Annotated in this window: 9 protein-coding genes; 2 read left to right on the forward strand and 7 right to left on the reverse strand. The window is 59.3% G+C overall.

Features of this window, described 5'->3' with window-relative positions:
* Window positions 1-238: 238 nt before the first annotated feature.
* Both FHS82_RS20330 and FHS82_RS20335 read left to right on the forward strand, forming a co-directional pair.
* Window positions 239-1,303 carry an SIR2 family protein gene (locus FHS82_RS20330; RefSeq protein WP_166956414.1) on the forward strand — a complete coding sequence of 355 codons (1,065 nt, stop codon included), beginning with the start codon at window positions 239-241 and terminating at the stop codon, window positions 1,301-1,303.
* A 58-nt stretch (window positions 1,304-1,361) separates the two neighbouring features.
* Window positions 1,362-3,014 (forward strand): helicase HerA domain-containing protein, encoded by a 1,653-nt coding sequence (locus FHS82_RS20335; RefSeq protein ID WP_166956417.1) that lies wholly within the window; start codon window positions 1,362-1,364, stop codon window positions 3,012-3,014.
* A gap of 1,365 nt (window positions 3,015-4,379) precedes the next feature.
* Here the strand turns inward: FHS82_RS20335 and FHS82_RS20975 are convergent.
* The 7 genes from FHS82_RS20975 to FHS82_RS21385 form a co-directional block, all read right to left on the reverse strand.
* Window positions 4,380-4,562 (reverse strand): hypothetical protein, encoded by a 183-nt coding sequence (locus FHS82_RS20975; protein WP_208394388.1) that lies wholly within the window; start codon window positions 4,560-4,562, stop codon window positions 4,380-4,382.
* Between the two features lie 501 nt (window positions 4,563-5,063).
* Window positions 5,064-8,687 carry a DEAD/DEAH box helicase gene (locus FHS82_RS20340; protein ID WP_166956420.1) on the reverse strand — a complete coding sequence of 1,208 codons (3,624 nt, stop codon included), beginning with the start codon at window positions 8,685-8,687 and terminating at the stop codon, window positions 5,064-5,066.
* Entirely contained in the window at window positions 8,687-9,601 is a 915-nt protein-coding gene (locus FHS82_RS20345) for a hypothetical protein (RefSeq protein ID WP_166956423.1), read from the reverse strand. The genes FHS82_RS20340 and FHS82_RS20345 overlap by 1 nt, the downstream gene beginning before the upstream one ends.
* 184 nt (window positions 9,602-9,785) lie before the next feature.
* Window positions 9,786-10,130 (reverse strand): PIN domain-containing protein, encoded by a 345-nt coding sequence (locus tag FHS82_RS20350; RefSeq protein ID WP_246225476.1) that lies wholly within the window; start codon window positions 10,128-10,130, stop codon window positions 9,786-9,788.
* Complete coding sequence (locus FHS82_RS20355; RefSeq protein ID WP_166956426.1) at window positions 10,127-10,591, reverse strand: excisionase family DNA-binding protein; 465 nt, start codon at window positions 10,589-10,591, stop codon at window positions 10,127-10,129. Before FHS82_RS20355 ends, FHS82_RS20350 begins: the two co-directional genes overlap by 4 nt.
* 571 nt (window positions 10,592-11,162) lie before the next feature.
* Window positions 11,163-11,798, reverse strand: a complete 636-nt coding sequence (locus tag FHS82_RS20365) for a DUF433 domain-containing protein (protein WP_246225477.1) — start codon at window positions 11,796-11,798, stop codon at window positions 11,163-11,165.
* A gap of 83 nt (window positions 11,799-11,881) precedes the next feature.
* Window positions 11,882-12,013: a hypothetical protein gene (locus FHS82_RS21385; protein WP_281351195.1), complete on the reverse strand. Its 132-nt coding sequence runs from the start codon at window positions 12,011-12,013 to the stop codon at window positions 11,882-11,884.
* Window positions 12,014-12,412 lie beyond the last annotated feature (399 nt).

A 12,412-nucleotide genomic window follows, 5' to 3' on the forward strand; every position in this document is an offset into this window, starting at 1 on the left:
GTACGACAAGCTCATAGCAAACTTCATGGGCTTCGTCATGCTCGCCGCAATTCATATCCAATTGCGATAAAACTTAATTCCTCACTACGACCTAGTATCAATACCTGGATGGTCGAGCGGCGAACCAAAAACACGGATGCAGGGCTTGAACCTAGTTGGCGCCGTCAGGATGCGTACTGGTCCGGCGTCTCTCTTCCGACGGAACCCCACTCTTCCATCGACGCGAAGTTCAGTTAGAATGCTGCGCGAGCGGTACAATGCGGAGGAGACGGTGCAGCTGGATAAGGTGCTGCCGAACATGAAGAGCGGCGGCCTTTCTACCACCGGCTTCCTTTTTGGGGCGGGCACCTCGGTCGAGGCTGGCTATCCGATGATGCCGGGCCTGACGCGCGAGGTGATCGGCGGGCTGGGCATGGCCGACCGCTGTTCTCTCGACGAGGTTCTCGATCACGTCGGGCTTTCCTATGACGCGGTCAAAGGAGAGCCGAACGTGGAAATCATCGCTGACCACGTCATCGCGCATGTGATATCGACGCATCAGCCGCGCTTCCACGCGCTGGAGGTAAGACTGCGCGAGCTAGTCACCGATGTCATACTGTCGGTCGGCTCCCCAGTGCTCGATCGGCACGTCGCCTTCCTCACCTCCCTCAAGACGCGTGCCTATGGACGCCCGGCCTGCGTCTACATCTTCACTACGAACTATGACCTGCTGTTCGAGCTAGCGGGCGCCGAGACCGGGGTCGTGGTTGAAACGGGTTTCATCGGCTCGGTGGAGCGGTTCTTCGACCCGCAGCGCTTCGCGTTCTCCTGCGGCACACTAACCAACAGCAGGTTCTCCGAGCATCCCGTGCTGACCGTCCGATTGGTGAAGCTCCATGGATCGGTATCATGGGTTTCGAGGAACGGTCGCTTCTTTGAACGGCATCCTGCGTCGATCGCGGCGGCGGACCGGCGGGTCATGATACTGCCTAGGCGTCGCAAGGTAATGGATACGCTTCATGCGCCCCACGACGCACTGTTCACGGCGGCACGCGGGGCGGTGGGTGCAGACTGCAAGTATCTGGTCAGCTGTGGGTTCAGCTTCGGCGACGACCACATCAACGACAACCTGCTCCATCCCGTTGTGAACGCCGGGCGGATCAGACTGTTCGCGCTTTGCGAGTACGAGACCGAGGGTATGAAGCAACTGAAGACCGCTGGCGCCTTCAGCGCCGGTTTCAAGGACGGCGGCATCATTAATGGCGTTGCCCATTCCGACGGGACTGACTGCTGGATGTTCAGTCGGTTCGTCGAGATGTTCTGAGGGGATGAGAATGGCTGAGTATCGTATTGGGAAGGTAGTCGCAGTCACAGGAGACCAAGTGTTCGTTTCGCTGCTGGAGGCGGCTGATGACGGAATGGCCGGTGTGCCAGCGAGTATGACCGTGGATATGCCATCTCCAAACGGGCCGGTCCCGCTTTTAATCGGCCAGCCGGGCACTTTCGTGCTGGTCGCGCTGCCGAATGGCTACCTATTGTGCATGGTAACCGGGATCGAAATGAAGGAGGAGCGCATTTCCGCGCCGGAACTGCGTCAGGCGGCGGGCGCGGACGTGACGTTAATCGACCGCGTGTCACGAAGTCTTTCGACAGTTCCGGTGGGCACGCTTGATGCCGGCGGGACCTTTGAGCGTGGCACAGATGTCTTGCCCACCGTAAACGCGCCGGTCTTCGCCGTAGATGAAGGTTTGATCGATCGCGTATACGCCGGCTATGCGGAGGGTAATTTCTCATTCGGCCGACTGTCGCTGATCCCGGGCCAGGAGGCCAAAGTAAACCTAGACGCGTTTCTAACCCGACATGCGGCCGTGCTCGGCCAGACTGGGGGCGGTAAGTCATGGACGGTTGCCTCGATTATCCAGCGCATTTGCAAGTTGCCGCAGTCAACCATCGTTCTGTTTGATCTGCATGGGGAATATGGCAGTGCGTTCAGTGCAGATGCGGAGGTGATCTCGGCGACCGATCTGGAATTGCCCTATTGGCTGATGAACTCGGAAGAGTTGCTCAGTCTCATGGTTGATCGGACCGAGTCGGCGGCACCGAATCAGATTGCCAAGTTCAAGGAGCTGCTGCAGGCTGCGAAGCAGGATGACCCCGAGAATCAGGCTCTCGCCATCCCGAAGATCACGATTGATACGCCGGTTCATTTTAGCCTCCAGCGCATCGTCGACGAGTTCCGAAGACTCGACACGGAGCGCGTAATGAGCTCTTCGAACCGTGAGGTGAACGGACCACTATACGGCCAGTTCACAAGGCTACTGATGCGGCTCGACTCGCGCCTGAACGACCGCCGTTACGACCTGATTTTCAAGCCGAAGACCTACACGTCGTCGGCCTCGATGTCGGACCTGTTCCGGCGTCTGCTCGGTGAGACCGCCGGCCAACGAAGGAAAATCGTTGTCGTCGACTTGAGTTCGACACCCTTCGACGTCCGGTCCTCCGTGATATCGCTGATTCAGCGTTGCCTATTCGACTTCGCATACTGGCACCGACGCCTAAAGGGCGACCGCTACCCAATCGCAGTCTTCGCGGACGAGGCTCACATCTACCTGTCTGATGGCGACCCTTCCTGCGAGGCGGCTCGGAAATCGGCGGAGCGGATCGCGAAGGAGGGGCGCAAATATGGGATCAGCCTAACTGTGATCAGCCAACGGCCACGCGAATTGTCGTGCACCATTTTGTCCCAATGCGGTAGCTTCCTCTGTCTGCGCATCTCGAACCCTGACGACCAAGCGTATGTTCGTAATCTGTTGCCCGACTCCGTGCGTGGGATCACGTCTATGTTCTCGACACTTCGTAGGGGCGAGGCAATCCTGCTGGGAGACTCAGTCATGATGCCGACGAGGATCAGGATCGCTCGTCCCGATCCTCAGCCGCAGAGCGACGATGCCTCATTTAGCGCGTCGTGGGGTGCTGATCCGGTAGAGCTCGACGTTGACGGCGTGCTCGCCGCGTGGCGAGCACAGACAGCCTGACCATAGCCATTGAACAGCAGCCTCGATAGAGCGCGCACCTTGCTCGGGCGGACGCGATAGATCTTGAGCGGTCGTGCCGTTCCTGCCCTTGCTACTAGACCGGTCCAAGGCGGCGATTCATTGTAATGCCCATCTCTTTGCGCTTGACTGCAGGTAAGCGGCCCTCTTCCATCCTCGTGGCAATGAGCTTAACCAGATCGTGGGGCATCCTATGCGGATAGACCGTTTTACGTGTGGGTAGAAGCACGAATGACCGACAGCTCTTGGATTGCAGCTTTATGAGGCTAAACGGCCGGAACGAGGGCGCAAAGGTGAAGGAGGTAAATTGGGCGGTGAAAGCACAAATCTTGGAAATAGGTTTCAGAAAATTCTGTGCGGCTAGCCCTGTTATCAAGGGAAAAAATAGGCTTCCCCCTTGTGCCGAGAGAAAATTGAAGTGATGCTTGTGCTTCAATCTATAAAAAGAGGGTCGTGTATGTCTGTTCTGGATATTCCTCTCCGAAAAGTTCTGAAATTGTTCTATGCACCACAGTCGTTGCGGCGGACAGTTTTGAAGGAGGATATTCGGCTTGACCGCAAAAAGGAAGCCGGTGGCACTAGAAGCCGAGGCGGCGATTTCTATTTGCCTTTCTGGTCAGATGTCAAAAGGCACATATCGGGCGACGGTGATCTAACTTAGCTCACTGATGACCGTATAAAATCGAATAGGAATTTCAAGCGACTATACCCGCTGCTGAAAGACGGCGTCCTCGAATTGCTCAGTGCAAAGTTGCGTTGGTCAAACGAACCAGTCGAGATCGTCCCCCAAAGCGTGCACGGTAACCTGCGAATTGAGGGTCAAGGGGCCACAATTCGTATAAGGGATGCGCTCCATGCGCGCGTCAGGGGAGAATATACTCGCGTCGTGTATCCCTACTTCAGCGAAGAGCCGGCGCTCCCCGAAGAGGGCGGAAGGTTGGGCTTATGGGTGATGCAACAAGCCCTGACAGAACTTGATCCAGGTGACATGCGTATAATCGACGCTCTTCGTCGGACATTCTTCTCTCCGCAAACGACGCCGCTGCAAGAGAAGAGGCGGTTTTCCGTGAAAATTACAGGTCGCTGATCGGCGAGTGGGAGCGCTTAAAGCATGAATGAGAGATCGCTGGCTCCCTTCCACGGAACGAACCCCTGAGAGCCTAATATGCGTTTGTTACGCAGAACCTATACATTAGCTGACCGCCGAACGGTGCTCTCGCTAGGTCTGCTCTACCATTCTACAGCCGTGGTCGGTCTTGGTAGCCAGCGATCCATTTGTCACTAGGTCATGTTTCATCGTTAAGGTCAGCGGCAGCTCCTAGATTTGTCAACTAGACGGCGGAGCGGCTAAAATGGGGCGCAGACCGGCCGCCTGACCGACAGGCTGCCCAACGGCAGCCTCAGGGCCGAGCCAATGTCCAACATGCCCCGGCGATAGTCCCGCATCAGGGGCACCCGCTGCGGGCGGAAGCTTTCCGCCGCCCGCTCCAGCGAGGCGATCAGGTTGACATGGAACAGGCAAAAATCCATGCGCAGTCTGCAATGCGCTAGCAGCATCAGGTTGCGGTAGCCGTAGTATCGTCGGTTGCTATCATGACGCGGCGGTCTCTGGCGCCGCCACCCTGCAGAAACGGCAACTCGAGGCCGACAGGCGACCGAGGAAGTTCGCAAGCTCCTCGCAGAGATCCCCAACCAAGCGAACGACCTCGCTGTCCTCACGCTCCGCAGCAGACTTGGACCAATCACTGTCTCCCAAGGCAACAGGCGCCTGCCTCCGACGCTCCGGTGGAAGAATACACCGGATAGCACCATGATCACCGCCTCTACAGCAACCAGCGAAACAGCATAAAAGGCGGAAAGCTGTCCGTCAGCAGTGCAGCATGGCAGTTGCAGCAGTCTTGGGAGAACCGCCATTCGCGCAGACAGCAGCGAAAATCTGCTGGATGACGCGGCTAGGGCGGATACCCATCTTCGTCGCAGCCCCAAGCCGCTGACCCCGCAGATTGGCACAATCTCGATAGTATATTTCTGCTATGGCTCACGTCGGTGTGGCAGATAAGACTCGCCAGTCACTTGCCGCCGATCCACTGAAAGCTCGAAGCGGAAGCGGGACGGTTGATTGTCCCAGTCGGCCGGCCGCTCGCAGTACGCGACTACATATCCTGCGGGATCGATCCAACTAAGGCCATCGTCGCTTGCCAGTGGGATGACGCTGAGCTGACGCGAGCGATAGTCGCGGGCCGGTCGCTCGAGCCGCACATCAAGCGCAATATCACGGGACGTTCGCCGAGACGACGGAGGTGGGCGCCGTGCTTCGACCCAATCACGAACGCGCCTGGGATCGAGCTTGTCGTTCGCTGGGGTTTCGTCTTCAAGTTGGGCGTAATAATCCTTTGCGTCCACCTCGGCCTGCGTGCGATCGCGAGCGTTGCCGCGGGCGAGCAGGAAGGCGGCGACGGGATCGAGAGTTCCCCAGTTCACCAATTCCTTGAGCCAGAAGCCGATCCAAGGCAGCCCGCTGCGCGGCCAATCGTCCATCGTAAGAGCATCGACCGGACCATCCGCGTCGCCTTGATCCATCAATACGCCTACCAGGCTGCCGAGGCCCCAATTTCCCCGGTAAATGAAGTTATCAGAGACGAAGGCGAACCACGAGCCAAGCTCTTTTGGCTTGGGCTGCTTCTTGAGGCTACGCTTAAACAACCACCAGCGCAGCAGCTTCTCCCAGTCAGTGAAAGGTGTCCGCTTGCGACCCAGCTTGGTCGAAATTCGGAATGCCGGTACCTCGTCCAGCAGTGCGATGACGGAGCGGACAAACTGAAACTGTTGTTCGGCTGTCTGACCGGCGTAGTCCATGCCAGCCTGTAAGGTGTTGCGGATCTTCTCGACACGATCGAGGAGGATCGATCCGGAGCGTGGCGGGAGGCTCGTTTTGTAGAGCTGACGGCGGCGATTGGGATCAGGATAGAGGCTTGTGATCGCACGGCCTCGTCCAAGCCATGTCTGTGCGAGACGGTCTTCCTCCTCTGCCGCCACATGAGCATAGGTTCGCCTCCAGAGCGCTGATAGCTCGGCTTCGAGTTCGTCGGCACTGAGGCCTGCATTGCGCATCTGCTCTATCTCCTGGATCGCTGCGATCAGCAATCCGTCGAGTGTATCGAGCAAGGTCTCACTATCGTCACCTTCCACGCCGCCGTCACCATCGACGACAGCCGTTTCTTCGAGCCATTCGATGAACTCGTCATCGTTGTCGCTGCCACTCAGTTCCTCCCAAGCACCTCGCAGTCGCTCCAGTAGAATAGCAAGAGCACTGTTGGCGGCACCTTCTTCCACGGATAGGGCAACGGTTGACGCGAGATCGGTTGCCTCTTTCAGCTCATTGACGAGCTTCTCGTAACCTTCCCATGTGCGATTCCAGACCAGTTTTCGGCTACGGCCGCGATATTCCCGCTCAGGCAAGACAACAAGGGCATTGCCCTCGGTAGCGACACCAGGCCGCCCGGCGCGCCCGATAAGATTCGAGAATTCATTGATCGTGAGCACACTGTTGGAACGATGTACGCTTGGGATGAGCAATGTGTTGACCGGAATGTTGACGCCTTCTGACAGCGTCGAGGTTGCGATCACCACCTGAACATTTCCGCGATCGATCGCCAACTTTAGCCGACGAGCCAGAAGGCCCGGCATCTGGCCATGATGGACAGCGATCCCATGGACCAGTAGACGATATTCGAACGATTCCTTGGTGAAATAGTCCGCCGCCGCCGCGAGACAGCTCTGCCAATGAGGGTCGTCATCGGCGACCGACCAATAGTTGGGAAGAGGCACTTCCGCCTCGATCCAAGCCTCGAGCAGATCGGCGCAATTCTCGGCGAAGGAATTCACATTCTGTGTTAGCGAGATCATTACCGTTGGCCGGGTGCCGTCAGGCCGTTCGGCAGCAAGATGGAGCGCGGCCCAAAGGGTCGGCCCCCGCAGCGATTTCTCGACGCCCAGCCCGCTGTCGACACCGCCGGGGACGGAAGCGAATGGCCGCGGAACATATGGACGGTCGTCCGTGCGTTCGTCCTCGAACTCGAGCGTCCGCCCGTCCATCAGGTCATAACGGATGTCGAAATGGCCACTGCGCGTAATCTCAAGCCTGCCGAGCATTTGCCGTGTGCTGCGATAGGTCGAGCTGATTGGATCGCCATCTTCGTCGCTCGAGAGCCAGGACGCGATTGCCGGTGCCGCCTTGGCCGCGACCGCTGAGAGTGCGATGATGCGGAAATTCTTTTCGTCTTGTGCTCGCAGCAAGCGAGCGCTGAGCTGTTCAAGCCTCAATGCGCGGGAGGTGCCGTCGGTGACCGAATCCGCCCGGTTTGGATCCTGTTCCACCATATGCGCTTCGTCGATGACGACGAGACGTACGCGGTCGAGGAACAGCGTCCCCAGATAACGCAGGAGTGCGTCGGCCTTCTCGAAAGTGCAGATCACGACGGTTGGCTGATCAACTTGAATCCAGGCGTCGGTCGGTCCCCAATCGGTACCGCCGTAGAGGCCCGTCACGACGATCGGCTCTGCTGCAATGCCTCTTAGGTCCTCTGCGAACCGCGTTTCGACCTCAGCGGCGAGCGCGCGTGAGGGCACCAAATAAAGCACCAGGTTTTCTGCGAGGAAGGGATCGGGGCGAACCGCGAACAAACTTTGGACGGCACCGAGGGTCGCGATGGTCGTTTTACCCGATCCCGTGGGCGTACAGAGGACGAAGCTGTCATTGGTTGCGAGGCGGTCGATGCCGGCGCGTTGCGCGGGCCAAACCAGTGCCCGGCGATTGATGAAAGCTGTGCGGGCGAACTGCGTCAAAGCGGCGCGGGTGCGCGAGTTCACGTCGTCAGCGAGCCGCTCTATGTGAGGCCAGAGACTCGCGTCGATGAAGCGATGAGCCGCACCTGCGCAAAACCGAGCCAGCAGATAGGAATAGGGATCGCGGCTGTGGAGATAGCTCTGTGCCAGTGCGTTGAACTTGACCAAAGCGCGATCCACCAACGCGGCGTCGCCTGTACGTAGGTAGGAACAAATCGTGCCGATGCACATGACGACGTGACGAACGGTCAGAACCTCAAGATTGACGGGCCTTGCGTCATCCTCTTTTCCTGCGAGCCATGCAGCCAAGTCTCGTTCCGCTTCAAGGTCATGCTGGACCTTCCAGAACGCCTGCACCGCAGATAGCGTGGCATCGAAATCCCCCCGCAGAAATTCGCGCAAGATCGTGGAAAAGGTCTCGCCGGGCGGCATCATACGCAAGTGGCCGAGCGCCATGGCGGGATAGCCGGCGACCTGATAGGCAGCCGCAGACAGAAGGTGGATCGGCGCTTCAGCCGGCTTCAATGCCGCATGCGAAATCCATTCGAGAACTTCGGCAGCCCGCTTAACCGCATGGGTCCAAGCACTGCCCTCGTCGGCCGAGCGCTCAAGCCAAGCGGCTTCTAGGAGCAGACACGCCTCGTCGAGCCGCGCGGTCAATTCTGCTGGGCTGAACGATGGCAAGCCTTCGGCGCCCATGTCGCGGCGAACGCGCTGACTATAGAGCTTCGCTTGCAACGGTGACAGCGCCGAGCCAGCTAAGTCGGCTCTGATCCTTTCCGCAATATTGATTACGGCTTCACTCGGCATCAGGCCCCCCGGTAAAGCGTATTGACGAGTCCCTCGAGATCCGAGAGTTGGAACTCCATGGCATCGAACCGCCGGTCGGCGGTGTAGGATGGGTGCGGTGCGTTGGGCGGCAGCCAGCTCACGCGTGTCGCGGGCCTAACCGGCGAGTGGCCCACGGTGTAGGCAAGACCATCACGCCGCTTGGCTGTTCTGAAGCCCTCACGATAGAGATCGAGCAGCCGGGCGACCCATTCTTGGGCCACCTCGGTCTCGTAGTCTGACAGTAGCGTGATCAGTTCGCGGATACCGCTCGGGCGCTGTGTCCCCGCAGCCAGCTTATCATGAGCATCGGCCATGATTTCAGTATTGCTCCGAACCAGGCACTTCGCTTCAAGCGAAAGCACGTGGGTGATCTTACCTTGCGCGTCTAGCCTGAATGCCAGCGCGTCGTCTCCCGTCCGCCCCGGACGTTTCTCACTCTCGGCATCGGGATCATGCGCCTCCCCCGTCAGGAAGCGTTCATTGATGAGATCGAGGTGCTGAAATTCTTGATCGTGGAAGCGAAACAGAAAGGCGGGGACCTGCCAGTCTGTCTTGCCGAACGCACCGAAATGCTCGACTGCCAAGCCCGCCAGTGTCTCCCCGAGATAGCCCTGTAGCGTGATACGGTTGAGCATCCCGGGGTAGTGAGCGGCGGGGTCGTCGACGAGATCCGAAAAGGGCGAAAGATTGTCTTCGAACCCTTGGCGGATGCGGGCGCGGGCATCATCAAGGGCTTCCTGTGCGTAAGCGATCAGTTCACCGCGCAGCGCCGCGAAGTTAGCATTCACCTCGCGCCAAACGCGGAGCTCATATTTAGGGTGTAAACTGGTGATCGGCTGCGCGACAAGCCATGCGTTGAGGGGCCGCAGTGTCACGCGGCGAAAGCGGATCATCTCGCAATCTCTTGCTTTCGTTGCAAATCGCCGAGCAATCTCATGCACAAAGCTCCCATTTTGTCATCGCAAGCTATCTATATACGGCTGCCGGAAATTGGCCAGAAGGTTGCCAGGTCTTTTCAAATCCATCCTAACTAGTCGTTGAAATAGTCAGGCCCCGACGCAGTTTACAGAACATGATTCACCTTCGTCGGGCTACCGCAGGGTGGCGATGTGTGGGATGGACGATGGCGGCAGCCAGCACATGCCGGTCGTCAGGATCGGGCAAGGTCAGCGCCGGGATCAGGGCGTGGTAGCCCTCAACCAGACAGTCGCGTGTAGCTTTATCCATCAGGTCGCGTGTGCGTTCCAGCGCCGTCCGGTTCCGTGCAGGCTCGTTGCGCAGCAGCGCCTCTATCCATTCCCTATGGATGTCGGCCGTCCAGCGCGCCTTGAACAGGTCGGTAACGGCAAGCTGCAACAGCAGATCCGGCAGTGGGGCGGGATGGAGGACATTCGCGTCCAGAAGCGCAGTGTATCGGCTCATAAACGGTCGTAGCCTATGTCCTGCTCCTGCGCCTCACTGACGAGTTGGTCGAGCACGGCTTCGCGTTCGCGGTCGATGGCGGCCTTGTAGACCATCACGTCTTCCACGCGGATACGCCGGTGCTTGCCGACCTTGCGATGCGGGATCGCGCCCTCACCCAGCAGCTTGATGAGGAACGGGCGCGAGACGTTGAGCACTTCGGCCGCCTGCACCGTGGTCAGTTCCGCGTTATCGGGCATCAGCGTGACGCCACGCCCGGCGGCCGTCGCCTCCAGGATGTCCATCAGCAGGGCGACCGCCCCGGCGGGCAGTTCAAGCAGGCGCTCCTGTTCGGCATCGGTGACGCGCAGGGTCAGGGGCCGTTTCTGGCGGGCATAGCGGGACAGAAGCTGGCCGGACACGCGCGCAATCGCGGCATCCTGCGCCGAGGGCGGAGGCTGTCGATGGGCGAGCATGGTCATGGGCAGGACTCCTTTCCTGCTGCACTATATGGGATCAAGTGAAATAAATGCAACAGGTGAAGCAGGCGGTCGAATGACGGCGAATGCTTCAAGTTGATGAAGCAGGCCTCGGTCCCAGATTCGGGACGGAGAGTCCGGCACTCATCGTAAGGCAGGGCAGGGGCTAATCTGAGGCAGCAAGGGACGACAGACAAGGCGGGTTGTCGAGAGAGAAGCCCGTGTTGTCATGCCGTTGCGACGGGTTAGTAGGGGATACGGCCAATTCTACGCTGCACTACGAAGCAGCCCTCTGGACTTCGCTAGCGCCGACCGCTCAAGAAGGGCGCGATATGCAGAGAGCAGCCGCAATTTGAGATAGTTGCGCGCCTTGGTACGGAGCCTGACCTTCGGACCCCGGAAAGTCACTCGGTTCCTGGAGACGACGATCCGGTCCCCGTGAGGATGATCGGCTTCAGCTCTCAGCCCTTCAGGCCGACGCGCTTCATCCAGACGACATGGCCGGCCTCGTTATGCCCTTCTCCCGATGCCAGCTTCGCCAGTTCGGGACTGAGGCATTCGTCGATCAGAAACTTCATTCCGCCTTCCTGACCCGAGGAACGCGGCGATCGGTGATGATGACCGAGCCCTCGGGCAGATCGGTGGATGCGCGCGGGCGACCGCGCAGCGGGTTCGCCTCCGCGTAGATCGTGGCGAGCCTGAGCTTCTCGGCATCCAGGCTGGGCCAGGCCGCGAGGATGCGTTCCATCGGATGACCGGCAGCAACGGATGCCTCGACATCATAGACCGGGACGCGGGTGCCCCGGATGACGGGCGTGCGGCCGAGAATGTCGGGCGAGGTCGTGACCAGCTCGCGCGCGGCGGCAAGATCGTCCAGCCGCTCGCCGGTGTCCTTCATGAAGGGCAGCAGGTCGATGGTCAGGAAATCGTCGCGCAGGGTCCAGTCCTCACGAAGCAGCGCAGCCCAAGGCAGGGCACGCGACCGCGCGAGCCGCGGCTCTGCGGTCCTGATGGCCGACAGGCGTTCTTCCGAGGTCAGGCGCCGGGCGCTTGCGAAATAGAAGGGGATGAGCGAGCAGGCACCGGCCAGAACGTAGCGGCCATTGTCGGACGAGACGAAAGCGTCCGGCAGAATGTGTTCGTCGATGACGCGGTTGACATCGCGCAGGCTCACGCGCGAGACGACGGCGGCTTCGCTGGCCTTCAGCATTTCCGCGACTGCGGGTATGGGAGCCTCCTGATTAAACATTCCGGCGTACCGGAATGTTTAATCAGGAGGGGCTGAAATTTCAATCACTGGTCCGCACGGTCCTGGGACGAGGTGACGGGGTGGTTCGATACCACGTCGGCGAGCAGGCGGGTCAATGCTATTGGCGGCTTGTTGGGCAGGGATATCGCCGTCTTGATCAAAAGATCTATGCGCATGGGGTTAAGACGACCGTGGTTGCCAAGAAAAACCTGTACTGTATCATGCCATTATCGTTCTGTTGGCGAGGTTCGCACATGCTACGCTGCGGCATGAAACAACCCGCTACGGCCCTCTTGGACGAGCTGGTCAAGCACCGGCCGGTAGGTTGAGAGGAATCGCAAGTTGAGATGGTTGCACGCCCCCGCAACCAAAACCTACGCCACAGTGTCCCACAATAGCAAAAAGCTGCGATATTCTACTACGACGCGTCGCGTTGGAGAAGGTTAGTTCTTGTTTTGTGCGGCTTACTGGCGGGGGCACGCAGAGTGACGTTCCCTTGCGCCGCAGGTCGTCGGTTGCCGAACCACTTCGCGAGCCGCGCCTGATCTACTGACTGACGTTGAGTCAACCCAACC

Source organism: Pseudochelatococcus lubricantis (assembly GCF_011762225.1).
Taxonomy (GTDB): domain Bacteria; phylum Pseudomonadota; class Alphaproteobacteria; order Rhizobiales; family Beijerinckiaceae; genus Pseudochelatococcus; species Pseudochelatococcus lubricantis.

Bases quoted from the DNA above. Each gene is read 5' to 3' on its own strand.
- FHS82_RS20330 (WP_166956414.1), top strand. From the start codon at position 239: ATGCTGCGCGAGCGGTACAATGCGGAGGAGACGGTGCAGCTGGATAAG.
- FHS82_RS20975 (WP_208394388.1), bottom strand. From the start codon at position 4,562: ATGGATTTTTGCCTGTTCCATGTCAACCTGATCGCCTCGCTGGAGCGG.
- FHS82_RS20340 (WP_166956420.1), bottom strand. From the start codon at position 8,687: ATGCCGAGTGAAGCCGTAATCAATATTGCGGAAAGGATCAGAGCCGAC.
- FHS82_RS20345 (WP_166956423.1), bottom strand. From the start codon at position 9,601: ATGATCCGCTTTCGCCGCGTGACACTGCGGCCCCTCAACGCATGGCTT.
- FHS82_RS20350 (WP_246225476.1), bottom strand. From the start codon at position 10,130: ATGAGCCGATACACTGCGCTTCTGGACGCGAATGTCCTCCATCCCGCC.
- FHS82_RS20355 (WP_166956426.1), bottom strand. From the start codon at position 10,591: ATGACCATGCTCGCCCATCGACAGCCTCCGCCCTCGGCGCAGGATGCC.
- FHS82_RS20365 (WP_246225477.1), bottom strand. From the start codon at position 11,798: ATGCTGAAGGCCAGCGAAGCCGCCGTCGTCTCGCGCGTGAGCCTGCGC.
- FHS82_RS21385 (WP_281351195.1), bottom strand. From the start codon at position 12,013: ATGCGCATAGATCTTTTGATCAAGACGGCGATATCCCTGCCCAACAAG.